Here is a 24900-nt window from a genome sequence, read left to right on the forward strand (position 1 = left end):
TAAGTTATATTAAGCTAAAAGGCCTAGCGCTCATTGAAGCTATTGGTCAGTCCTTTAGTTATAGGGTCTGCAAGGTAAGCTAAAAGGGTTTTTTCACCCGTTAAAATGTCGGCAGATACCACCATGCCAGGCATTAAAGGAAAGCGGCTTTCTTCGCTACCTAAATAGTTTTTATCTAAAGCGACCCAGCCTTTAAAGTAAGGCTTTTCTGTTTCATCTAGCGTGCTAAATGCTGAAATTCGACTTAATGTACCTTTTGCATAACCATAACGAGCAAAATCGTAGCTGCTGATTTTAAGGTTTACCTTTTGACCTAGGTGAAGGTAGCCAATGTCATCGGGTGAAATGCGCACTTCTGCTTGCAGTTTTACATCATCAGGAACAATTTGCATAAGTACTGAGCCAGGTTGGATAACCTGCCCAGGGTTATTAACTGACAAGCTAAACACCAAACCGCTCGCGGGCGCTCTAACCCACAGTTCATCTAGTCGGCTTTTTACTTTGCTCAGCTCTTCTTCTGTTTCTGCAATCTGAGCTTTAAGTTGACCTAGTTGATCTAGTGGTTCTTGAAGAATTTGATTTTGGCTTTCATAGAACCGACTTTGTGATTCTGCTAGTTCTTGCTTAATAAGATTGATTTCTTTCAGAATCCTATCTTCTTCGCCGCGCGCTGTAACTGCTGCTCTTTCTGTTTCTAATAGTGTGATACGTGTTACAAGGCGCTTTTCAGCCATACCTTTACGCATAGTCAGCATTTGTTCGGTTAGCTCACGGTGTTTGGCCGCAGGTTCAAGCGCTTTATTTAACTGCTCTAATCTGAATACTCTTTGTTGAATTTGACGATTAAGCACTTCAAGCGTTAAATCTCTAACTTGTATCTGGTTGCTGAGTTGCTGTTTTTGTACTGCCACCATTGTTGGGTAAATTTCATTGTAGTGACTAAAATTAGGTTCGCGATCCATAATAAAAGATTCTTGGCGCTCTGCTCTAAGCTTGAGTGATGCCAAGCGCCCTTCAATTTGTCGCAGGTCAGAAAGCGCCCTAGCGTCATCTAGTTTAATTAAAATATCACCTTCTTTGACGAGCATTCGCTCCTCAATTAATATTTCTGCAATGGTTCCACCATTTAAGTGTTGAACAACTTTAATTTGCCCTGATGGAACAATTTCACCTGGCGCTAGGGTTACTTCAGTCAGCTGAGTTATGGATGCCCAGATAAAAAAGCCAATAACCATAAAAACAATTAAGTACAAGACCGGCTTAGCGTAAGAAGGTATGAGTTCGTCTTCTACCTGTATTGTTTCAGATAAAAGTCTACGCTGACGAGAACCAAGTGAAACATCTGTTTTTTGTGTGTCCATATAAGCGTTTATATCAGCGCCTGCTTTTTTTAATTGAGAATTATCAGCCATTAACTTAGCCCTGCCATGATTTTTTCTTCGACCTCAGCATAATTACCTCTTGCTGTGATTGTACCGTTTTCCATATAAAGAATATGATCAGCGTCGCGTAGGTGGCTAGGACGCGGCGTTACTAAAATTAAAGTAACACGCCCTTGTAGCCAGTTAATACAGCGCATTAATGCCTCTTCTCCAGCATCATCCATACCATTACCGGGTTCGTCTAATAGAACAATGGATGCTGGTTTTAAAATGGTGCGAGCTAAAGATAGTCGCTGCCTAAAGCCACTAGACATCTGTTCGGTGCTGCTATTCGATATTCTAGTATTAATGCCTCTTTCCATACGCTCCACATCGCTACTAAGGCCTGTCATTTTAATAGCCCACCAGAGTTCTTCTTCTGTTGCTGCTGGGTGAACCAGTCTTAAGTTTTGTGCGAGCGTGCCATAAAAAATGTCACACTTTTGAGGCATATAGCTAATAATGGAGCGCAAATAATCTGCTGCTATCTGTCGCGTATCAATAGCATCAATTCTAATCGAACCTGCTTGTGGGTAATGTAATCGACAAATTAAAGATAATAAGGTCGATTTACCTGATCCATCGGGTCCTGTAATACCGACTAGTTTTTTCTGAGGTACTTTAAATGTGATACCGAGTAGCACAGGGTCTAGGTCTGAAGCATAGCGGAAAGAAACGCGGTTAAAATCAATGGAACCTTTGTTTACAAAGCGGTTCGCTTCGTGGTTATGGCCATCGTTTTCTTGCGCCAATTTCATTAGCTGATTCACTTGGAAAACATTGGTCGAGATACGCGACCAACTAGTTAAAGCGGTAAATAGGTTTTGTAGGGGGGCAATTAAGCGCCAAGCCAAAATCATGGTCGCCATAATAGTACCGGCTGTAATTGCTCCTTTAATCACCATATAAGCCGAGGTAACCAGAATGGCTAAACCGGTAATGCTACCAATAAGGTGAGATATGGCCGATATTTTTTGCTGTGTTTGTTGTTCTGTAAACTCGGTATAAGCCGATGATCCGCTAATATCACGAAAACGCTTCATCCAAACACCTTGGCTACCAAGTGTGCGTAAACCGCTCATTTTACCTAAAGATTCATCAATCAATTCACTTTTTTTGCCTGATGATTCCGATGCACTTTCAGCTGCCCTATCAACCATAGGGCGAGTGAGTAGAAGCAGTAATAGGAATGCTGTAATAGAGGCTAACATAACCGCTGCGGCCCAAGGGTTAATAACAAAAATAACCACCAGCAGAATAATACTAGCGGGTAGATCAAAAATAAGTGTAACCAGTGGGCCTAGGAATAAGTCTCTTAAGCGCTCTAAACTTTTAATTCGGCTTATTTGGCGGCTAACAGAGACACCGTTTAATGACGAAACGGGCAGTCTAAGTACTCGCTCAAAAATTGAATTACCCAGCACGTATTCTATTCGGCCACCAATATAGGCTAAGAGTTTTCCGCGTAATAAGTTTAGGAACCAGCCAATACTTATCGCTAGAATTACGCCTATAAGTAAAAAGCCACCCATCATAATATTGGCACTTGGTATCACCGTATCAAATACTGAACGAACAAAAAGTGACGGTGTAACGGCTAGTGCAGTACTTATTAGGGTAACAATAAAAATTAATAATAGGTGTTTACGGAATTTCCAAAACAAAGATTTAACCCAAGTCTGCTTACCTTGCAGCTGCTCGGCATTAATAGGTTGAAAAATAAAAATTTCACCGTGCTCAGAAGGCAGTTTTTGCCAAATTTCTTCACTATTACTTTGGCTGTTAAAAACTTTATAACTACCATCGGGTAAGAGTTCTAATACGGCAATGGCAGGCTTATCATCAGCCATAAAAATACAAGGCAAGAGGCGGTTATCAAACTGCTTAAATTTATTTCCTAAATAGCGTGCTCTATAGCCCATATTGGCCATAGCGCCAAAGAAATAAGACAAATCAATGTGGTCGGCAAGGTGAGGTAGTGCCTGAGTAAACTCTCGAATACTGCCACTCCAACCAAGGGAGTGCGCTAAGGGTAAAAGGCACCTTGAAAGGTCTGATTCATTAAATACTCGCGTACCAATAACCGACTCTAGTGAATCGTTACTTTCAGGTTTCACAAAGCCGGTATTATCTTTTCCTCTGCGAGCAAAGATAAATTCGCCGTCATCTGGCTCTAACTTGCCACCATTAATACGATAGATGGTGTCGGCTAATTTAACCATTGATGGGCGGTTAGTAACCATAATCATGGTTAACTCACCCTTACGCGACTCAAGGTAGAGACGTAATTTTTTATCGCCTTCAAAGTCTAGGGCGCTATTGGCTTCATCAAACAAAATAACCGATGGATTAAAAGCAAGTACACGCACAATAGCAATTAGCTGACGAACCCCCATCGGGAGCGTTTCACTAGCATTTTCGCCTAAAGGTGTTTGATACCCTTGTTTCATGCTGGCAACAGTAAGGTTTAAGCCTAGCTGCTCTGAAACCTCTAGTGCGCGTGCTTCTCGGGCTGGGTCAAACATTGTGAGGTTTTCTAAAATAGAACCAACAAAAACAACGCCTTCTTGTGGTAAAAGAGCGATTTTTTGACGCACACTTTCTGGCTGAAACTGACTAATGGGTTGACCATCAACGAGCACTTGGCCTTCATCTATTTCTTCAATACCATTAATTAAAGAAAGCAATGTTGTTTTACCACTACCACTGTCGCCACGAATAACAACACACTCACCTTTTTGAATGGTTAAATTAAGGTTTTGAAAGAGGTGTTTCATACCATCTGCTGTTTCGTGGCCTAAAGAGACTTGATTCAGGCTGATACCAGAGCGTACGTCGGTGATTTGTTGCAGGCCTTCTTCATAATGACCTGGCATCGAAAGCACATCAGTTAGTCGTTTATCGCCCGCAATAAAAACCTGATAACGCATCCAAATGCTGAGCCCTTTTTGCAAAGGCTGGAGCGCACGCACGGATAGCATCATACAAGCAGCTAGAGCACCAGAACTCATGTTGCCATCGAGCACTAGCATTGCGCCAAAAAAGATAACTAGAATAATCATAATCTGCGACATGATACTGCCAAGACTATTAGCAAAGTTGCTACCAAAAAATAAGCGTTCGCCTTGGTCAGCACTGTTTTCTTTTAAGCGCTCATAACGGCGCTGCATAATGCTTTCTAATGACATGGTTTTAATTGATAAAACACCAGCGAGCACTTCCGTTAAGAAGCTAGTACGCCTTTCATCATTAGTATCGCGCATAATAATTTGCTTATACATCCAGCGGCCAAAGAAGAAGACCGCAACGACAAAGAGTGCAATTAAAACAATAGGCACAATAACCAGATTACCGGCTATTAACCAAATAACCGTTAAAAAAACTAATGCAAAGGGCAGATCGAGTAAAACTAAAAGCGCACTACCAGAATAAACATCGGCAACCTTAGAGACGGTTTGTACTTTTTCTGCATAGGCTCCAGGCTCTTCTTTGCTAAACAGCTGCATAGGAATTAGGAATAATTTATTAAGTACTTGAATACTCGCTCGGTGTTTAAAGCGTGCGCCTAGCCAGTTAGTAACTGTCGCATTCACCCCTTTTAATATTTCTTCTAACAGCATCATTAACACTATGCCAAGGGTTAGCACGACTAGCGTATCAATGGATTGGTTTTTTAATACCCGATCAAAAATTTGCAACATACCCAAGGGCAAAGCCAAAGCGAGCAGGTTGGTCATTAATGACGTTAGAATAATAATAGGCAACAAGCGTCGTAAATCGGGTGCGGTAATAATTTTTCGTAACGAACCAATACCGTTGACTTTTAACTTGGCCTCTGTCCTTTTTGCCGGATCTTGTGCTCTAGAAAATAGTTTATTTTGATTCTGGCTCATTGGTGTCCACTTATTGCATTTGCGATTTGATTAGGTCGAAACAAATAACTAATAATATTTTGTACGAGAGGGTGTCGAAACGAAACAGCATTAGGCTGATAAATGAGTACGCCTAGTGTTTCTGCATGTTCAATGGCTGTTTTAATGTAAGCTAAATCATCTTGCATTAATTTACTAAGTTGCTCTAAATTTACTGGTTCATCATGGCTTGCAACACAATAAAGTAACTTCCAGTCAACTTTAAACTTATCAATTCGTGAAGCAATAGTAATCATTAAAGCCAGTGATATAGGGTTTTTATTTGTGCTGTGTAAGAGTTCTTTGGCAAACAGGGGGATGCCTCGTGCTCTTTCTACAATCGCAGCAATATCCGTTGCTTCGTGGCTAGGCGCTTCATTAATAAGTGTAACAATGGATGCTTCATCCAACCGATTAAGGTGTATTAGTCGGTAAATAGAATGGAGTGTTTCGTTTATTGCATAACGTTGCGGCTGGCGACCACAAACAACAACCTGCACACCTTTAGGTAGGTTATTTAAAAAACTAACTAGTAAAGTTTTACTTTCTAGCGTTAGGTGGTGCGCATCATCAAGCACTAGAAAGCTTTTATCGGCTTGGTTTATATCAGCAAAAACCTGACCTAATTGCTCTAAATTTGGGTAGTGTTCGCTGTCAAAAAAACCAGAAGGCAGAATATTAATATAAAATAATTGCCGGTCTTCTTTCAGTGCCAAGCGTGCTGCTTCTCGGCATAAACGAGATTTCCCCATACCGCTTTCACCTTCTAGCAGCAGTATGCGGTACTTTTCAGCAAGGAGGTCATCAATAAGTTGAAGTTCTTCATCTCGACCGACTAAAGGTTGGTCGTCTGCTAGATTCCAACGGTTTAGAGAATGTAATTCAGAAAATAAAAGCTGCTGATTAGAGGTGTCGCTTGGTAGTGGTAGATTAAATGCCTGCATCACCGAGGCTGCTTGAGAGTTAAAAACTAGGTGGTTAGTTGCGGCACTGTCTCTAAGTTTATGACCCAAGGTTAATAAATTACTACCTACGGTTTCTCCGGACCAGCCCCCAAAACGGTTTTGACTTACTCTAATTAAGCCTGCGACTAATGCGCCGGTTAATACTTTATTCGACTTCTCATGCTTTAAGTCTTCTGTAACAAACGCTTTCATCACTTTAAAAACATGGCCTGCAACTCGTATTGCTGTTCGTATATCTTGTGCTGATGAGCGCTTAAGGCCAAACACCAAGTCACCATCGCCAGCTTCACGGCTAATAAATAATGCTTGGCTATCAAAAGCTATTTCTGCCAGACAGGTATGAAATAGTTTCATACCCGCTTGTGGTAAATAGCTGGGTACTTTTAGGCTTAAAATAATAGCAGGGCGGCGGGCTATTAATGTTTCTTTAGTAAATACGGCATCAAAGCCTGATTGGTCTTTAAATTCTGCCAAGCGAGCAACGGCCATAGTGCGGTTTTGAACATTCAGCTTTTTAAAAACTGCTACCAAATGTTGTTTAACCGTGCCTAAGCTAATATCAAGCTCTCTAGCGATTTCTTTATTAACCTTCCCCTGCTGCATAAGCTGTAATATTTGTTCTTGACGTTGTGTTAGCTCCGCCATAACAGCAGGTGTTGATCTGGTGAGGCTCTCATCTCTTGTCATCTAATAACCTCTTATCAATCCATGACTGGTAGCGAAATTTGCGTACCTTTCCAGTCGACACTGACTTGGCTAGCATCAATTGTTTTAATTAGCCCGCCACCGTAAAGCCGCTCTCCAACTCGGTGGTAATTGGCATCATCCTTACCTCTTCCCCAGCGTATGCGAGCCAGCATTTGCCCATCTATACCTTTTTCTATGTTTTCAACAAGGTACATGGGTCGCAAGATGTAGTCTTTATTTTGAAAACTTAAAATGACTTTGTTAGCGTCAGCATGTTTTAACTTACCTTGACGATCAAGTGTGCCACCAACAGGAACTTTTTGAAGATTAAAAGAGCGGTTATCAATTAACCAAGCCTGCCCTTGTTCTATTTTTAACAGAGAATACAAGAGACCATAGTTGGTATCACTAGCTTGAATGGTGCTTGCGGCTGTCGGTCTGGTTTCTTGTGCTACTGTTTGTTGGCTAGCAGGTTTTAGCGCCTGAAGTGATTCGCCAAGCTTGTAAGAGTGCCTTTCAATTGCATTAATACCAAATAGGCCAACGTATTCAAAGTTTTCAACAGGCTTATAAATAACACAGCGCTGTTGCGTGGCTCTTAATTTTTCACACCAAGCAACCGCATCTTGCTGCTTCTCGAAACCTGCAAAGTTAACAGAATACCAAGTAGCATCATCTGTTGGGTTGGGTAGATCAACATCTATCCTTTCAACAAGGAGTGTTTTAGCAGGCTGCAGGCTTTCATATCGCCGTGGCATATCGCGCATTAATGCTTCAATAGCAAAGCGGTCGAATACGCCAGCTAACTTTACTAACCAAGGGCTTTCTGTGAAGTTTTTAGGCTTATCTAACCAGCCGGCTTGTAAGTAGCTATATTTTGAATCTGTATCTAAAGATAAAGTTTTGACGGCTTTGTTTGGCTTTGTATCGGCTTTAAAAACGGTGTTTTGTTTACTTATTTCTCGGTAAGGAATGCCGCCACCCAAAGCAGAATAGAAATCAACAAAAGCTTGGTAATATTCAAGTTCAAACTGATAGAAGCTATCCTGCCGCTCTTGGTAAGATTGAATAGAATCAAGGAAGGTTAAAAAGTCTACGCCACCCACTGAGTAAGATTCAAAACCATAATCTTGGGCAATTTTGGCTGCCTTGGCAGACTCTTGCTGTAAGGCTAGCAGTTCGCCACTAAATTCTAGTTCGGTAATGGCTCTTCGCGTTGCACGTAAGCCGTTGTGGACGGTATTTACATAACTTTCAATCAGCTCATTACGCACCGCTTGAGCGTATTTAACTTCTTGCTCTTTAGCGCCACCATCAAAAACGGTTGCACTCAAAGTGCTTAAAGCATTCCAAATTAAAGTGTTGGGTTGGAACAAGTCAGCAGGGCTTTTTACACCAGAGCTTAGATCCGCTGCTAAAGTAAGTCCAGGTAAAAGTGCTTTACGCGCAACGTCTAAATCTGCATCAGCTGCTAACATTGCTGATTCAATCGCGCGTATATCGGGTCGCCTTAACAGGTAGGCAGTAGAAATACCTTGAACATCTTGCGGTAATGAAACGCTAGTTAAGCCTAAGTTAGACAAGGCTAAATAATCGGGCGAAATACCCATTAGGTGAGCAATTTCATATTTAAGTTGTTGGCGTTCTTTTAATAGTGTTGGCAAACGAACACGAGAACCAAATATAACCGAGCGCTGAATTTGCATTTCAACAATAGTCGCATCGCCTAAACGGTAACGGTCTTCCATTGCTAGCAGCATTGCAGTTAAGGTTTGCTCTGTTTCTTGAGTATTTTTAATGCGATCATTCAGCGACAAGTATTCAAAATAACTTTTTGACAGCTGCGAGATTAAATCTAAAAGCTGGGCATCGTACTGAAAAACCGCCTGTTTAAGTTTAAGGTCTGCCGACTTGGCTAAGCTTTTGCGTTGCCCCCAAAGGTCTAGGGTGTAACTACCCGAAAGCCCGACTTCAAACTCACCGCTTCCTCTAGCTCTGCCGCCAACAGGAACAGAGCCTATACCATCGGTGGGCTTCGATGCTATAGCCCGTTTGTGCTGTAATTGAAGGCATATTTTGAGCGCCAGCTTGTACAAAACGTGCTTTGGCTTGCACTACTCGCTGTGCTGCTATCTGTAACGTTTGGCTGTTAGTAATGGCACGATCAATTAATATGGCTAGTTCTTTATTACCGGTATAACGCCACCAAAGGTTAAACGTCATTTCGTTAGGCGCACTAATCGAGGGCGTTTTAGGTGCGCTAATCGACGTATTGGCGACGGAGGGTATCCGGTTGCCAATCTCTGGTAGAGTAACAATGTCTTTATTTAATTCATCTTGCGAAGGTGAAGCAGAGCAAGCCGTTAATCCTAGTGTTATTAGTAAAAAAAACACTCTTGTCATTACTCGATATCTCCATAAAACTGTAACTATACGGCTTTTATTTTTATTTTTATCCAAACAGGTAAATAGTTTAAATGTTTTAGTGTTATTAAGTGTCAGTTATTAAGCATTTAGCGACGAATTGTAATGGAATGTTAAGTCAGTAGATACTCAAAATCCGCCCATTTTTTGTTTAATTGCCATATAGCATAAAGTACCTACTAGCATTGAAAGTAGCGCGTTGCGTTTCCAAAGGTGCAGAATAACCACTAAAAGTGCAGGGATTAAGGCATCTAGCCCAAAAATAGGTGCAGCCCAGTTAGCCGAACGAGGTAAAAAAATCGCCACTAATACGGCCATAATGCCCGCCGGTAAATAGCGACCTAAGTGCTGAGCTAGTGGGTGACTGCTGTGTCTGCCTAAAAATACAAAGGGTATTAAGCGGGTTAAATAAGTTGCTGCAGCAGTCACTAAAATGAAGCTGACAAGGTAAAAGGTGTCATTGGTCATTGGCTTTAGCATCTATATTGTTATCTTTTGTGAGGGGGGTGGGGTAGCGGTATTTATGTGCAGGGTATTGCCAAAATAGTGCCACGCAAATTAATAGCATGGCTATGAGTAGCTGTTGGCTTGCTGGAGAAATCACTATTGCTAATAAGCCCGCTGCAATCCCCAGCCAAATTGTAAAACCTGAACGCAGCACCTTATATTGTTCAATACACAACACAATAAACAAGGCAACCAGCGCAAACTCAATCCCCGTTGCATCAAAAGTTAAGTTTTTTCCCAGCCAAGCGCCAAGACCACAACCTAAAATCCAATAACCGTGATTAAACAGGGTGATTAAAAAATCGACCTGCTGTTCACGCGGCTTATCAGTGCTGCGGGCGCGGCTGGTGAGCAATGAATAGGTTTCATCGGTTAGTCCAAAAATTAAATAAGGTTTCCGCCAACCCGCACCTTTAAAAGCTTCTAGCAAAGAAAGCCCGTAAAAAACATGACGGGCATTTAACAGCAGCATGGCAATAAATACCTGTGTTAGTCCAGCAACCGCCACCAGCAGTGTAACCGCCAGCAACTGCCCAGAACCAGCGTAAATAATCACACCCATTAACGGTGCTATCCACCAAGCGTAATCTAATTGGGTGCTAAACAGCACCCCAAAAGAAGCACCTAAAGGCAGGTAGCCAAACAGTACGGGTAAAGATGTTTTAAGGGCTAACAGCCAATTTTGTTGTTGCATGAGTTAAGCTTTTCCATTAACTGCTTTTTTCCATAATTTCTGGTTTTAAGCGCCGCGCTTTTTCAGGGTATAACAAGTTCAGCGCCACAGCACCGCCATCAACAACTACCGCTGCGTGTTCACGCATTAGCTGTCTAGGTTCAGCCACCCCACAGGAATGAGCAATGCTTTCAACTTCGTGGACTAGATTGCGATGATAGTTAGCAACGCGTACGGCCTTTTCATTGGGCACTAAGCCCTGCTGTAAACGTGGATTATGGGTGGTGATTCCTGTAGGACAAGTATTTTTATTACATTGCAACGCTTGAATACAACCCAGTGCAAACAAGAAACCGCGTGCTGATACCACAAAATCTGCACCCATACAAAGCGCAACAGCAACTTCGGTTGGATTGATTAGCTTGCCTGAAGCAATCACGCGAATGCGCTCTCTTAAACCGTTATTAATTAACTGGTTAACCAGCAGCGGTAGGCTATCTCTTAGTGGTAAACCCACGCTGTCCATTAGCGCCATTGGTGCTGCACCTGTACCACCGTCAGCACTGTCTAGGGTAATAAAGTCGGGGGCTGAATCCATACCTCTGGCATTAACACGCTCACAAAATTCTTTCAGCCAGTTAGTTGTGCCCAGTACTAGCTTAAAACCAACAGGTTTGCCAGTGACTTCGCGTACATGGGCAATAAAGTCGAGTAATGTATCAATGCTGTCAATTTCAGCGTGGCGATTAGGGCTGATTGACGCTTGTCCAACCGGAATGCCGCGTGTTTCAGCAATTTCAGCGGTTACTTTTTCTGCCGGTAAAATACCGCCCTTACCCGGTTTTGCACCTTGAGAAAGCTTAATTTCAAACATTCGGACTTGTTCAATATCGGCTAAGGCTTTTAGTTTGGTGTTGTCTAGTTTACCGTCTGCATCACACACACCGTATTTAGCCGTACCAATTTGAAAAATAATGTCGCAGCCGCCCGCTAAGTGGTATTTAGACAAAGCACCTTCGCCGGTATTCATCCAGCAACCCGCTTTAGCAGCACCCATCGCTAAAGCTTGAATAGCGGGTTTAGACAGTGCTCCAAAACTCATGCCAGAAATGTTTAGAAAAGATGGTGCATCGTAGGGCGTACGACAGTTAGTACCAATACGCATCGGCTGAGTTTGTGCTGCATCTTTTTCTAGGGTTGGAAACGGGCAGTTTAAAAAATAATAGGTGCCAGGTTTAGTTAAATCACGGGTCGAACCAAAAGCTACTGTGTTATCAATGTTTTTAGCCGCACGGTAAACCCACGAACGTTGAGCGCGGTTAAACGGCATTTCCTCTCTGTCCATCGCAAAGAAATACTGACGCAAAAATTCGCCTAAATGCTCAAAAATATAACGAAAACGACCAATTAAAGGGTAATTACGGCGCAAGGTATGGGCCACTTGCTGCTTGTCGTTACGGTACATAACAAAGGCGGTAATCAACAAGCCAATAATAATCAATAAAAATAAACTACCAATAATGACAACAAATATCGCTGCTGCCTGAATCCAATGCTCATTCATACAAATTAATCCCGTTGGTGAAAAATCGGCTAAGCCTAGCCTTAAACGGTGCTTAGTATACCCTGCTGCTGGATTTCTTTTTCTAAGTAAAAATTAAATGTAACAAAAGCTTGGCAATAGGCGGTTTTTATTTGACTTGTGTTCATTACAGTTTTGAATAGATACAGTTTGGCGTAGATTTTGTTACAGTTTTACTTAGGTTTTAAACGGTTATGGGTAAGCTATAATGCTAATATGCAAGTAAAATACTTTTATAAGAAAGCTCCTGCTAGGTAAAAAAATTGAATAATAATGACTTAATAACAACGGACGCGATTAGTCACCAAGCGATAACCACTATTTTAGACAGCTTAGATGCGTTAGTTTATGTAGCTGATATTCAAACCCACGAGTTGATATTTATTAATGAGTATGGTCGCAAACAGTGGGGTGAAGCAGCAGGGCATAAATGTTGGCAGATATTACAAGCAGGAAAAACAGCAGCTTGTGATTTCTGTACGAATCATTTGCTGTTAAATCAACAAGGCGAATCAACCGGCGTGCAGGTGGTTGAGTTACAAAATACAGTCAATAATCAATGGTACCAATGCCGTGACCAAGCCGTGCGCTGGATAGATGGACGCATGGTGCGAATTGAAATAGCGACCAATATCACCGACCGTAAACTGCTGGAACAAAAGCTGCGTGATGCGCGTTTGCAAGCAGAATTATTAGCCGATACCGATGTGTTAACTGGCTTAAATAACCGCCGCGCCTTTTTTAATTTAGGTAAACAATTACTGCACCAAGCCGAGCGTAATACCACGCCAGTTGCTATTTTAATGTTTGATTTAGATTTTTTTAAACAAATTAATGATAAATATGGTCATGCTACGGGTGATGAGGTGCTGATTGCCATTGCTAACATTGCTAAACAACAAATACGTTCATCAGATGTATTGGCACGTATTGGCGGTGAAGAATTTGCAGTATTTATGCCACAAGCGACTTTCGATCAGGCATTAACGTTGGCAAAATGCTTAAAAAAAGCCATTGCTGCTAACCAAGTGATTATTAACAAGGCCGTTATTTCTTGTACCGCTAGTTTTGGTGTAAGCATCATGGAAAACGGTACAAAAACTTTAGATGCTCTAATTGCTGAAGCCGATCAAGCCTTGTACGTTTCAAAAAATGGAGGCAGAAATCTAATCAGCATGGCAAATAAATTAATTTAAAATGCCTTCTTTTAAGTAGACTATTTTGCCGATATTAACAAAATAGTCTACTGCTTATTAATTATTTTTTAGTCCATGATTTATTATCCGATTTTTGGCCTTTAATAAAAGCCAAATTCAAAAAGTGCTCCAACGAATCGTCTAAAATCTCTAACCAAGGTTCTGGTAATTCAGGTGCTAAAGTGTTGGTTAAAGTAGACGTGTAGGCTTTTTCTCTAAAACCCATAATGTCGGCAATTTTATCTTTTTGCCATTGTTTAAGAATATCGCCCTGTTTTTCAACCGCAAATTCTGGGTAGTCGGTCGCGTTGGTTAAATCACGAATGTATTTAGCTTGAAAGTCGATATGACCACTCACACTATCAACTGCGGCATATTCAGTTAGCCACTTTTGCTCGTCGGCCTCACGCGCTGCTAGTTCAGGCAATGCAAACTTATCTAAAATCACATCGCGCACATACCAAGCTTGGGCATCGAACATATTAAAAGTGAAATACTGATCTTGCATCCCCAAATAAACCAACTGCGGGTTAGGTTGCCAAAAAATGCCTTTATATAAATTGGCAGGGTATAAACAGTTGTGCGTTTGTAGGCGCAACTCATCTGGCAAGAACGGAAAGTGGAACAAATAGCCTGTACACATAATAATGGCATCAAAACACTGGCTAGTGCCATCAGAAAAATAGGCAATATCACCTTCAAAATGCGTCACTAAAGGCTTTTCGGTAATGCCTTTAGGCCAAGCATAACCTAGTGCTGTACTGCGATAGCTGATAGTGACTGATTTAGTACCGTATTTATAACACTGTGTACCTATGTCTTCTGCTGAATAACTACTGCCTACTAACAAAATGTCTTTGTCTTTGAATTCTAAAGCATCACGAAAATCATGGGCGTGCATTATACGACCAGGAAATTCTTCCAGTCCTTCAAAATAAGGCATATTAGGCGTAGAAAAGTGACCCGTAGCAACGATTACATAGTCAAATTCTTCCGTTTCTTGTTCTTTGGTTTTGTGATTCATTACCGTAACGGTAAACTTTTTGGTGTTGTCATCAAAAGTTACCCAACGTACAGGGCATTCAAAGCGAATGTATTTGCGAATGTCTTGTTTATCAATGCGCCCCATAATGTAATCTTTTAAAACTTCACGAGGTGGGTAGGAAGGAATGGATTGTCCAAAATGTTCCTCAAAAGAATAGTCAGCAAATTCTAAACATTCTTTTGGGCCATTCGACCAAAGGTAGCGGTACATACTGCCGTGAACGGGTTCGCCGTTTCTGTCTAGCCCTGTGCGCCAAGTGTAATTCCACATACCGCCAATAGCATTTTGCTTTTCGTAACACACAATTTCTGGAAGGTTTTCAACACCGGCTAAACGCGCGGCTTCAAAAGCACGTAACTGCGCCAAACCGCTGGGACCTGCTCCTAAAATGGCTATTTTTTTCTTAGTCAAGATTAGCTCCTTTAATGGTTTTGTGGGCTAATCATAACATTTTTTTATGGATGACGTTTTACTGTTAATACTAATTTTAGTGCCTAGTATTAATGTCATTATTTTGTCATGTCATTAAGTTGTAATAGACTACAAAATTTTTAAACAGTCTACTGGGGGATGTATAATGACCATTAAAACGATACTGATTGTTGATGATGAAGCTTCCATTCGTGAAATGTTGGTGATGGCTTTAGAAGTAATGACAGATTACCAGTGTTTAGAAGCAGGTGATGCACAAACCGCCCACGGCTTAGTGATTGATTATAATCCAGATTTGATTTTACTAGATTGGATGATGCCAGGAATCAGCGGTATTGAACTGGCACGGCGCTTAAAACGTGATGCTGCTACGGCTGAAATCCCGATTATTATGCTAACAGCACGTAGCGAAGAAAGTAATAAAGTTCAAGGGCTAGAAGCCGGTGCTGATGATTATATGACCAAGCCTTTTTCTATGCGTGAATTAATTGCCCGTGTAAAAGCTGTGCTACGTAGAACAACGCCGGTGGGTATGGAAGAAGCGGTTGAAGTGGCTGGTTTACGATTAGATCCCGTTAGCCACCGCGTTTCTTCTTTCGATGAAGCTTTGGAAGTAGGGCCAACAGAATTTCGCTTATTACAATTTTTTATGACTCACCAAGAGCGTGCTTTTACGCGCAATCAATTATTGGATCAAGTTTGGGGTGGTGGCGTGTACATTGAAGACCGCACCGTAGATGTGCATATTCGCCGTTTGCGTAAAGCTTTGGGTGCTAAGCATGAACATCTAATTCAAACCGTCCGTGGCACAGGTTATCGTTTTTCAACTTATGACTAATTTATTTCGTAAGGAAATACACACATTTATTTTTTATCTAATTATTGGTTTAGTGCTAGGTTGGTTAATTAATCAAGCAGTACTTGGCTTATTATTTGGCTCACTGGTATTTATTGCTAGGTGTTTGTGGCAATTACAGCAGTTGGTTAAGTGGCTAAAGCATCCTGAAAAAGAACCACCCGAAGCTAAAGGCTTATGGGGCGAAGTATTTGATAGTATTTATCATTATCAACGGCATCAACAGCAGTACCAATTTCATTTGAAGCGAATACTGGATCGTATACAAAATTCTAGCCAAGCTTTGCGTGATGGCGTGGTAATGATTGATGCAAAAGGAAATTTAGAATGGTGGAATACTGCAGCTGAAACCTTATTAGGCTTACGCTCACCGGGTGATTTAGGTTATCCCATTACGCATTTATTACGTGAACCTGTATTTGTTGACTATTTTGAATCACAGCATTATCAAGAGGCTTTAGTGCTGGCTTCGCCAATCAATGAAGCACGTAGCCTTGAGTTTCAAGTCACATTATTTGGTAAAAATGAACGTCTTTTATTAGTACGTGATGTCACTAAAATGCAGCGATTAGAAGTTATGCGTCAAGATTTTATTGCTAATGTCTCGCATGAATTGCGAACGCCTTTAACCGTCTTATCTGGTTATTTAGAAATGTTCAGTGACCATGCTGAAAACCTACCGGCTAAATGGCAACGGGGTTTGGTGTTAATGCGCCAGCAGTCATTGCGTATGCAGCAATTGGTTGAAGATTTATTAACCTTATCTAGCTTAGAAACCAGTAGTTTTCAGCCAGCAGCAGAACCTATTCTTGTGGCTAATTTATTGAGTTCGATTCGTGTTGATGCCTTAGCACTTTCAAAAAGTCACCTTGCAAAAAATCCGCAGACAGCGGATCAGCATTCAATTTTATTAGAAGTGGATCAGCAACTAGGACTGTATGGTTCAGAAAAAGAACTGCGTAGCGCTTTTTCTAACCTAGTTTTTAATGCAGTAAAATACACACCAATAGGTACAGAAATCGTTTTGCGTTGGTATCAAGATGCTAATGGCGCTTACCTTGAAGTTAGAGATAAAGGGCAGGGCATTGATCCAGCTTGTTTACCACATTTAACCGAACGTTTTTATCGCATTGATAAAGGGCGTTCCAGTAGCACAGGCGGAACGGGGTTAGGTTTAGCGATTGTTAAGCACGTTTTATTACGCCACCAAGCTAAGTTGGAAGTAACAAGTAAACAAGATATTGGTAGCTGTTTTACTTGTTGCTTTCCACTTAGCATTACTTCTGCTAAAAAATTAAGCGCTGACCATTAATCAATCAGACCGTTACTGCTACTTCTTGCTTTTCAAAGCATACCACTTGGCCTGCTAGGATCTTGCAGCGTTTACGCAGTTCTACTTGGCCATTTACCGTGACTAAACCTTCATCAATTACATCTTTTGCCACACCACCAGACTCGCACCAGCCCAGCACCTTGAGCAAGTTATGCAGAGGAATAAAGGAGTGATCTTCTAAGCTAAACGTTTCTTTCATTGTAATGACCTTACTTATAGTGATAAGAGTCGACACGTCTTTATTTTAGACAAAAAAAAACCCCATTTAAAAATGAGGATTTTTTAAGTACTTGGTGGAGACGGCGGGAGTTGAACCCGCGTCCGTCGGCACTCTGCCCTTGGGTCTACATGCTTAGTTTCGTTCTTTGTTTTAACCGTTAGGTCTCCAACGAACAGGATACCCTTCAGCGATCTTCCGATTTAGTTTTAGCAGCGCCAACGAAAGCTATTTTTGCTGCGATCCTATCTGGCTGCGCTCAATAGTCTCAATTCACCGGCGATAGGCAACATGGCTTCATGAGTAGCCTAAGCGGCTAGAGCGTAATTATCGTCGTTTGCGACTATAATAGTTTGAAATAATTGATTTACGAGAGCTACTTCTCTCTCGGCATGCACCTCAGGTTTTGCTACCGGCGTCGAAGCCAGGACGTCCCCTTTAATGAACTCACATTCTAGCACAGTCACCTCGTTAAGCCACTACTTATTCTTATCACGCATAATGCGCCCACGCTGGCGTTCCCAATCACGGTCTTTATCATCTGCCCGCTTGTCGTGTAACTGCTTACCTTTCACCAAAGCTAATAAACATTTGATTTTATTGCCTTTCCAATACAGCGATAAAGGCACACACGTAAAACCTTTTTGATTAATCTGCCCCAATAAACGCGCAATTTCTTTAGTATGCAGCAGCAACTTACGCGTGCGCGTTGGGTCGGCAATGACGTGTGTAGAAGCGCTGGGCAACGGCATAATGTGTGAACCCAGCAGCCAAGCTTCTTCATCTTTAATTAAAATATAAGTATCAGTAAGCTGGCCTTTGCCGGCTCTAAGACTTTTTACTTCCCAACCAGATAAGACCACACCGGCCTCAATGGTCGATTCAATGTGGTATTCATGCCGAGCGCGACGGTTAACCGCTATAGTGCCGCTGGGAGTTTTGTTTTTTGGTTTTTTAGCCATCGTCTGTTAGCCCTTGATATTAAATAGCTGGTGTTAAATAACGAAAAAAATGCGACTAAGGCGCAGCTATTAGTCATCGTCTTGGTCATGTTAGAATTCAGCCCATACAGATAGAAAATGGAGTGAATTATGAGTCGCATCAGCCGCTCTGCTTTAGTAATGCATTCTGCAAAAGAAATGTTTGAACTGGTTAATGATTGTGAATCTTACCCTAAATTTCTTCCAGGTTGCAGCAATGCGCGTCTGATTCATCGAGAAGAAAGCTATTTGATCGGTGAACTAGAGCTTTCTAAAGCCGGCATGAAATACACTTTTACCACGCGTAACGAATTATTCGACCCAGAACGCATTGAATTAAAGCTTGTTGATGGGCCGTTTAAAAAGCTAAACGGCAGTTGGTATTTTCAACCGCTGAGCGAAACCGCCTGTAAAGTGCATTTTGAGCTAGATTTTGAAGCCGGTGGCGGTCGTCTTGTTGCAGCAGTGTTAACGCCTTTGTTCAACCAAGTTGCTAGCGGTCAAGTAGAAGCCTTTGTTAAGCGTGCGGATGTAGTTTATGGCAAACCCAGCTTCTGATATTGAAATTGAAGTGGCTTATGCCTTGCCTGACAAGCAAAAAATCCTTCAAATTGCAGTCGCAGCAGGCACCAGCGTGAAAATAGCAGCGCTTAACGCTGGCATAGAAAAACATTTTGCCGGATTAGACGTTGCAACAGCGCCATTAGGTATTTTTGGTAAGCTAATTGCTAAACCTACCGAACACGTGGTTAAAGAGGGCGACCGAATTGAAATCTATCGCCCTTTGTTAGCCGATCCTAAAGCGTCACGGATTAAACGCGCCGAGAAGAAAAGCAGTTAGCGTTGATGATCAAAATTGCTTAAACGCAACTCACCTTGGCTATTGATAGCAAAGTTTAACCTAAGCGTTTCGCGTTCAATAAGCTGTTGACCTTGGCGCAGTTGAGCAATGTAGTCCCACTGGTTAGGGTTGTCGGGCGCTTTTAAAAGTGGTGTACCTAAAATGTATAAAACTTGCGCTTGGCTCATACCCACTTTTAACTGGGCGACGGCTTCCTCATCTAAGATATTGCCTTGCGGAATGCCTTGTTGATAAGGGCTAAACAAGCTACAACCGCCTAAAGAAACGCTTATAAAAAAGGCGAACAGCATAAAGGTGAGTATTTTAGTCGGTTTTTTGTGCATTATGGGTTTAACTCTATTTTACTTCGGTCAATAATAGTAGGGTTCACATGATACTTAAACTTTGTGCTAGCGCGAAGTGTTCTGTTCACTTTTGTATTGAGAGCTCTTATGGCTGATAAAAACCAAGAACTAAGAAAAGTGGGTCTTAAAGTGACCTTGCCACGTATCAAAATTTTACAGGTATTGGAGCGTTGTGCAGACGACCATTTAAGCGCAGAAGATGTGTATAAAGCATTGATTGATGCGGATGAAGATGTCGGTTTAGCAACAGTCTATCGGGTATTAACCCAGTTTGAAGCAGCAGGCTTGGTAGATAAACACAACTTTGATGGCGGTCATGCAGTATTTGAGTTGTCGAAAGACGAACACCATGACCATATGGTTGATGTTGAAACGGGCGATGTTATAGAGTTTTATGATGCAGGCTTAGAAGAACTGCAACAAAAGTTAGCAGAATCTCACGGTTTAGAGCTGGTTGACCACTCTTTAGTACTTTACGTTCGTAAAAAGAAAGCTAATTAAAATTTAAAATTAAAGCCGCTCTAGTGGCGGCTACCTTTTAGCATTTCTTTAGCATGAGCCAATGTATGTTCTGAAAGTTTAATCCCACCCAGCATTCTAGCCAATTCACCAACACGGCCTTTTTCGTCTAATAAAACCATCTGCGTAAGCGTAGTGTTTTGATCCATTTGCTTGTGAATGTGCAGGTGTTGGTCGCCTTGCGCTGCGACTTGCGGCAAGTGGGTCACGCAAAGTATTTGTCCACGGCTGGCAAGTTGCTTTAATAAACGGCCAACAATTTCTGCGGTTGCACCTGAAATACCCACATCCACCTCATCAAAGACCAGCGTGGGTATACTGCTGGTTTGTGCAGTAATTACTTGAATAGCAAGGCTGATTCGGGATAATTCACCACCTGAAGCAATGCGAATTAAAGGTTTGGCAGGTTGACCGAGGTTGGGTGCAATCAAAAATTCAACTTCATCTAAACCGTTGGCGTGCAAGCCTTCTAAGGGTTTTAAACTGACTTTAAATTGGCTTTTCTCCATGCCTAAATACGCCAATTGTTCATCCACTGCTTGCTGTAATTTATTGGCTGCGGTGGTGCGCTCTTGGTGCAGCGTTTCGGCTTGCTGACGGTATTGAGTGCTTAGCGCCGTCAATTCGCTATTTAATAAATCTAAATGGGTTTCACTGTTGTCTAGCGCGTTTAAGGCTTGTTTTAATTGGGCATGGTGGGCTGGCAGTTCTTCAGCTTGTAAATGATGCTTACGCGCCATTTGGTAAATATCGCTTAAACGTGCTTCCACCCATTGCAGGCGTTCAGGGTCTATTTCTAGCGTACTGGCATAATGTTCAAGTTCACGACTGGTTTCTTGCAGTTGAATTTGTGCTTCACTCAACATTTGTAAAACGGGCTGTAAATTAGGGGCTTTAAGTTCGCTAATGAGTTGTAAGGCTTGATTCACTCGCTGCAACGCTGCACCCTCTTCATGGTCACACAAATCTAATGCTTGTTGACTGGTTTGAATAAGCTGTTCAGCATTGGCAAGCTGCTGCTGTTCGGTTTCTAACGCGCTTAATTCGTCGGCTTGCAGCGCTAACTGGTCAAGTTCGTCAATTTGGTAACGCAACAGTTGCACACGCGCTTGCTGTACATCGTCCTGCTCACGCAAGCTTTCAATGCGTTTATGTACCCTGTGCCAACTGCGATAAGTCGCCGTTAATTGCGTGGTTTGTGGTTGTAGTCCAGCGTATTGGTCAAGAATTTTTAGGTGAACATCTTTGCGTAACAAAGATTGATGCGCGTGCTGCCCATGAATGTCTAACAGCAGCTCACCCAAGGCTTTTAGGTGCTGAACAGGGCAAGACTGACCATTAATCCAAGCTTTAGAACGCCCATTTTTTTGCAGGCTGCGGCGTAAAATGCACGTATCGCTGTTTAGCGCGTGCTGAATTAACCAATCTTTGGCGTGGGGTAATTGGCTTAAATCAAAGCTAGCGGTTATTTCTGCTCGATCAGCGCCGTGGCGAATGCTATCGCTGTCACAACGATCACCCAGTGCTAAACCTAAAGCTTGTAGTAGAATTGACTTACCTGCACCTGTTTCGCCGGTAATAACCGTCATACCTTTACTAAATTCAAGCGCTAGGTGGTCGACGATAGCAAGTTGTTGAATACTTAGGCTGACCAGCATGATGCGCCTCCTGTTAGTATATACAGCTAGTGGGTGTACACCGCTCAGTTTATACCTTAGTGTTTGTTTTTTCACAAACAAGTGTTTATTTTTAAGCCTATTTTAGAGGATTTTTTATGGCACAGTCACCAAACAGCCAAGGTCGTCTTTATATATTTTCTGCTCCCTCTGGCGCAGGTAAAACCAGTTTAGTTGCAGCACTTTTACAAACATTAAAGCAAGTAGAAGTATCCGTTTCACACACCACACGCCCCATGCGCTCTGGCGAAAAAGACGGTGTTAATTATCATTTTGTAAACAAACAGGCATTTCAGGCACTCGTTGAGCAAGGTGCTTTTTTTGAACACGCCCAAGTCTTTAACAATAATTATGGTACATCGCGACTTGCTATTAACCAGCGTTTAGAAGCCGGTATAGATGTTATTTTAGAAATTGATTGGCAAGGCGCACAGCAAGTTAGAGCGCAGCAGCCCGAAGCAATTGGCGTGTTTATTTTACCCCCATCGTTACAAGCTTTACGTGATCGCTTAAATGCGCGTGGGCAAGATTCTGAAGCAGTCATTGAAAGTAGAATGCAGCAAGCAATAAGCGAGATGAGTCATTGGCACGAATACGATTATTTGGTCATAAACGATGACTTTACTCAGGCGTTAGGCGAGATAAATGCTATTTTTGTGGCTAAAAGGTTAGAATTAGCCAAGCAGCGTACTAAAAACGCCGTTTTATTGGCTGAACTTGCACTCACCAAAGCGTGATGGCTCTTGTTGCAGGGTGTGTTGCTCCGTTACACTAAGGTCAATTCATTACTTATTTATTTAAACAGGTGTTACTTAATGGCTCGAGTTACTGTTGAAGATTGTCTTGAAAATGTTGCGAATCGTTTTGAGTTAGTGATGGTAGCTAGCAAACGCGCGCGTCAGTTAACGATTGGTGGTAAAGAGCCGCGTATTGGTTGGGAAAATGATAAAGCAACAGTTGTTGCATTAAGAGAAGTTGCTGAAGGTTTTACTAATGCATCTATTTTAGATGAAGCAGAAGTTAAGCCAGTGGTTGTTATTGAAGAGCAGTCACCACAGGAGTATTAATCCCATGCTATTGATTACCCTACCTTGTTGCGGCATTGAACGTTGGACGGTCGGGTAATGAATACCATTGATGACCTGTGCGACCGACTAAAAGGCTACTTGCCTGCTGATGAAATTCAGCAGGTACGTCGTGCCTACTTTTATGCTGAACAAGCCCATGACGGGCAAAAACGCAGCTCTGGCGAGCCTTATGTTAGTCACCCGCTGGCGGTTGCCACTATTCTTGCTAATTTGCACATGGATCATCAAGCGCTGATTGCAGCACTGTTGCATGATGTGATTGAAGATACTGGCGTTAGTAAAACAGCCGTTGCCACCCAATTTGGCGAAATCGTTGCCGAGTTAGTTGATGGTGTTTCTAAGCTAACCCAAATTACTTTTGAATCTAAAGCCGAAGCCCAAGCCGAAAACTTTCGTAAAATGGTTTTGGCGATGGCAGAAGATATACGTGTCATTATCGTTAAGCTAGCTGACCGCTTGCATAATATGCGTACTTTGGGCGTACTTAGACCCGACAAAAAGCGCCGTATTAGCCGAGAAACCCTTGATATTTATGCCCCAATTGCGAATCGTTTAGGCATTAATACGCTGCGTTTAGAACTAGAAGAATTAAGTTTTCAAGGCATTTATCCGATGCGCTATAAGCAGCTTAAATTAGCGGTGATAAAAGCACGTGGAAATCGCAAAGACCTAGTTAAAAAGATTCAAGCACGCTTACAAGAAAGGCTGGATGCAGAAGGTTTAAGTGGGCACGTTGTCGGACGCGAGAAGAATCTATTTTCGCTTTACAACAAAATGAAAGAACAAAAAAAAGCCTTTAAAGCCGTTATGGATGTTCATGCCTTTCGAATTCTGACTGATTCCATTGATGATTGTTACCGTATTTTAGGCGTTGTTCATAACACTTTCAAGCCCGTTCCCGGACGTTTTAAAGACTACATTGCCATTCCAAAAGCCAACGGCTATCAGTCTTTGCACACCTCTTTAATTGGTTTAAGTGGCACACCCATTGAAGTGCAAATTCGTACCCGTGAAATGGAGTCTATGGCCAATAACGGTGTTGCAGCGCATTGGTTGTATAAAGCGGGGCAAACCGATCATCCAATTGCTGAAGGCAGTCATGCCAGAGCGCGTCAATGGGTGAAAGGCTTGTTAGAAATGCAGCAACGAGCAGGTAATTCATTAGAATTTATTGAGAACGTTAAGGTTGATTTATTCCCCGATGAAATCTATATTTTCACACCGCGTGGCGAAATTATGGAGTTACCTAAAGACTCTACACCCGTCGACTTTGCCTATGCCGTTCACACTGATATTGGTCATGCCTGCGTTGCTTGCCGTGTTGATCGTAAATTAGTGCCGTTATCGGCCAAACTGCACAGCGGCCAAACAGTTGAAATTATTACAGCATCAGGGGCTCGCCCTAATTTAGCTTGGTTATCGTTTATTACCACCGCACGGGCACGGTCGGCGATTCACCATTATTTAAAACAGCAGCAGCGCACTGAATCTGCCACGCTGGGGCGACGTTTGTTAGAAAAAGCGTTAAGCCAGTTTGATGTTGAGCTAGAAAAAATCAGTGAAGAACGCCTTGCACCCTTGTTAAAAGAGATGGACGTTAGCTCGCTGCAAGCATTATTAGAAGCCATTGGCTTGGGCGAACGCATGGCTTATGCCGTTGTGCGACGCTTATTAAATGATGTGGAAATTAAAACCGAAGCCATTGATAACCAAGAAGCGTCGATGGTTATTCATGGCACAGAAGGCTTAGTGGTTAGTTTTGCACGTTGTTGCCACCCCATTCCGGGCGATTCGATTCTAGGTCACATTAGTTTTGGCAGCGGCATTGTAGTACACCGTGATAATTGCCGTAAGCTAATAGGCATTCGAGAAAACCCTGAAAAATGCGTCACTTTACGCTGGGCTGATGCCGTTGCGGGTGAATTTAGCGTTAATCTGCGCTTAGAAATAAAACTACAGCGCGATACTATCGCCCGCATTGCAACGCTAATAGCAGAAATGGACGCAGGATTAGACGGTGTGAATGTTGATGAACGTGATATGCACATTTCAACATTAACGTTAAGCGTATTGGTTAAAGACCGCATTCACCTTGCCAGATTAATGAAAAAGCTTAGGTTGATTTCTGAAATAAGCAGAGTCGTTCGCCTGCGTTAGTGATTTATTTAGATTAATCGTTAAA

Annotated in this window: 22 protein-coding genes and 1 other RNA gene; 9 read left to right on the forward strand and 14 right to left on the reverse strand. The window is 42.1% G+C overall.

The window, feature by feature from the left end; genetic code table 11:
- Window positions 1–23: 23 nt before the first annotated feature.
- The 8 genes from VJY63_RS01140 to VJY63_RS01175 form a co-directional block, all read right to left on the reverse strand.
- Complete coding sequence (locus VJY63_RS01140; protein WP_324047807.1) at window positions 24–1412, reverse strand: HlyD family type I secretion periplasmic adaptor subunit; 1389 nt, start codon at window positions 1410–1412, stop codon at window positions 24–26.
- Window positions 1412–5314, reverse strand: coding sequence for a peptidase domain-containing ABC transporter (locus VJY63_RS01145; protein ID WP_324047809.1), 3903 nt, complete (start codon window positions 5312–5314; stop codon window positions 1412–1414). The genes VJY63_RS01140 and VJY63_RS01145 overlap by 1 nt, the downstream gene beginning before the upstream one ends.
- Window positions 5311–6984 carry a LuxR C-terminal-related transcriptional regulator gene (locus tag VJY63_RS01150; protein ID WP_324047811.1) on the reverse strand — a complete coding sequence of 558 codons (1674 nt, stop codon included), beginning with the start codon at window positions 6982–6984 and terminating at the stop codon, window positions 5311–5313. Before VJY63_RS01150 ends, VJY63_RS01145 begins: the two co-directional genes overlap by 4 nt.
- A 14-nt stretch (window positions 6985–6998) precedes the next feature.
- Complete coding sequence (locus VJY63_RS01155) at window positions 6999–9080, reverse strand: TolC family protein (protein WP_324047812.1); 2082 nt, start codon at window positions 9078–9080, stop codon at window positions 6999–7001.
- A complete protein-coding gene (locus tag VJY63_RS01160) occupies window positions 8974–9387 on the reverse strand; it encodes a hypothetical protein (RefSeq protein WP_324047814.1) in 414 nt (137 codons plus the stop codon). The genes VJY63_RS01155 and VJY63_RS01160 overlap by 107 nt, the downstream gene beginning before the upstream one ends.
- Before the next feature lie 150 nt (window positions 9388–9537).
- Entirely contained in the window at window positions 9538–9876 is a 339-nt protein-coding gene (locus VJY63_RS01165) for a branched-chain amino acid transporter permease (protein WP_324047816.1), read from the reverse strand.
- Entirely contained in the window at window positions 9866–10609 is a 744-nt protein-coding gene (locus tag VJY63_RS01170; RefSeq protein ID WP_324047818.1) for an AzlC family ABC transporter permease, read from the reverse strand. The genes VJY63_RS01165 and VJY63_RS01170 overlap by 11 nt, the downstream gene beginning before the upstream one ends.
- Window positions 10610–10625: 16 nt before the next feature.
- The gene (locus tag VJY63_RS01175) at window positions 10626–12152 is read right to left on the reverse strand and encodes an FMN-binding glutamate synthase family protein (RefSeq protein WP_324047820.1); all 1527 of its coding nucleotides are present in this window, start codon (window positions 12150–12152) and stop codon (window positions 10626–10628) included.
- Window positions 12153–12433: 281 nt separating this feature from the next.
- On the opposite strand from VJY63_RS01175, the gene VJY63_RS01180 reads away from it, so the two are divergent.
- Window positions 12434–13366 carry a GGDEF domain-containing protein gene (locus VJY63_RS01180; protein ID WP_324047822.1) on the forward strand — a complete coding sequence of 311 codons (933 nt, stop codon included), beginning with the start codon at window positions 12434–12436 and terminating at the stop codon, window positions 13364–13366.
- A gap of 61 nt (window positions 13367–13427) precedes the next feature.
- Here the strand turns inward: VJY63_RS01180 and VJY63_RS01185 are convergent, their stop codons facing one another.
- Window positions 13428–14822 (reverse strand): NAD(P)/FAD-dependent oxidoreductase, encoded by a 1395-nt coding sequence (locus VJY63_RS01185; RefSeq protein ID WP_324047824.1) that lies wholly within the window; start codon window positions 14820–14822, stop codon window positions 13428–13430.
- A gap of 166 nt (window positions 14823–14988) precedes the next feature.
- Between VJY63_RS01185 and phoB the strand changes: the two genes are divergently transcribed.
- Window positions 14989–15681, forward strand: coding sequence for a phosphate regulon transcriptional regulator PhoB (gene phoB, locus VJY63_RS01190; RefSeq protein WP_324047826.1), 693 nt, complete (start codon window positions 14989–14991; stop codon window positions 15679–15681).
- Complete coding sequence (gene phoR, locus VJY63_RS01195; protein ID WP_324047828.1) at window positions 15674–17011, forward strand: phosphate regulon sensor histidine kinase PhoR; 1338 nt, start codon at window positions 15674–15676, stop codon at window positions 17009–17011. The genes phoB and phoR overlap by 8 nt, the downstream gene beginning before the upstream one ends.
- 4 nt (window positions 17012–17015) lie before the next feature.
- On the opposite strand, the gene VJY63_RS01200 is transcribed toward phoR, so the two are convergent.
- The 3 genes from VJY63_RS01200 to smpB all read right to left on the reverse strand — a co-directional run bounded on the left by VJY63_RS01200 (window position 17016) and on the right by smpB (window position 18211).
- Entirely contained in the window at window positions 17016–17231 is a 216-nt protein-coding gene (locus VJY63_RS01200) for an RNA-binding S4 domain-containing protein (RefSeq protein WP_324047830.1), read from the reverse strand.
- Window positions 17232–17323: 92 nt separating this feature from the next.
- Window positions 17324–17686: a transfer-messenger RNA gene (ssrA, locus tag VJY63_RS01205) on the reverse strand.
- 42 nt (window positions 17687–17728) lie between these two features.
- Window positions 17729–18211, reverse strand: coding sequence for an SsrA-binding protein SmpB (smpB, locus tag VJY63_RS01210; protein WP_324047832.1), 483 nt, complete (start codon window positions 18209–18211; stop codon window positions 17729–17731).
- A gap of 129 nt (window positions 18212–18340) precedes the next feature.
- Here smpB and VJY63_RS01215 point away from each other — a divergent pair, with 129 nt between their 5' ends.
- Complete coding sequence (locus tag VJY63_RS01215; protein ID WP_324047834.1) at window positions 18341–18787, forward strand: type II toxin-antitoxin system RatA family toxin; 447 nt, start codon at window positions 18341–18343, stop codon at window positions 18785–18787.
- Complete coding sequence (locus VJY63_RS01220) at window positions 18768–19070, forward strand: RnfH family protein (protein ID WP_324047836.1); 303 nt, start codon at window positions 18768–18770, stop codon at window positions 19068–19070. The genes VJY63_RS01215 and VJY63_RS01220 overlap by 20 nt, the downstream gene beginning before the upstream one ends.
- On the opposite strand, the gene VJY63_RS01225 is transcribed toward VJY63_RS01220, so the two are convergent.
- Complete coding sequence (locus VJY63_RS01225) at window positions 19067–19414, reverse strand: outer membrane protein assembly factor BamE (protein ID WP_324047838.1); 348 nt, start codon at window positions 19412–19414, stop codon at window positions 19067–19069. The genes VJY63_RS01220 and VJY63_RS01225 overlap by 4 nt on opposite strands.
- A gap of 108 nt (window positions 19415–19522) precedes the next feature.
- On the opposite strand from VJY63_RS01225, the gene fur reads away from it, so the two are divergent.
- Window positions 19523–19936, forward strand: a complete 414-nt coding sequence (gene fur, locus VJY63_RS01230) for a ferric iron uptake transcriptional regulator (RefSeq protein ID WP_324047839.1) — start codon at window positions 19523–19525, stop codon at window positions 19934–19936.
- A gap of 20 nt (window positions 19937–19956) precedes the next feature.
- On the opposite strand, the gene recN is transcribed toward fur, so the two are convergent.
- The gene (gene recN, locus VJY63_RS01235) at window positions 19957–21612 is read right to left on the reverse strand and encodes a DNA repair protein RecN (protein ID WP_324047841.1); all 1656 of its coding nucleotides are present in this window, start codon (window positions 21610–21612) and stop codon (window positions 19957–19959) included.
- Window positions 21613–21728: 116 nt separating this feature from the next.
- Here recN and gmk point away from each other — a divergent pair, with 116 nt between their 5' ends.
- From gmk to VJY63_RS01250, 3 genes are all read left to right on the forward strand, one after another.
- Entirely contained in the window at window positions 21729–22367 is a 639-nt protein-coding gene (gmk, locus tag VJY63_RS01240; RefSeq protein ID WP_324047843.1) for a guanylate kinase, read from the forward strand.
- Window positions 22368–22445: 78 nt separating this feature from the next.
- Window positions 22446–22697 carry a DNA-directed RNA polymerase subunit omega gene (rpoZ, locus tag VJY63_RS01245; RefSeq protein WP_324047845.1) on the forward strand — a complete coding sequence of 84 codons (252 nt, stop codon included), beginning with the start codon at window positions 22446–22448 and terminating at the stop codon, window positions 22695–22697.
- Window positions 22698–22754: 57 nt separating this feature from the next.
- Window positions 22755–24875, forward strand: coding sequence for a RelA/SpoT family protein (locus VJY63_RS01250; RefSeq protein ID WP_324047847.1), 2121 nt, complete (start codon window positions 22755–22757; stop codon window positions 24873–24875).
- Window positions 24876–24900 lie beyond the last annotated feature (25 nt).

Origin of the sequence: Marinospirillum sp. (genome assembly GCF_035271045.1) — a bacterium.
Classification (GTDB): Bacteria; Pseudomonadota; Gammaproteobacteria; order Pseudomonadales; family Halomonadaceae; genus Marinospirillum.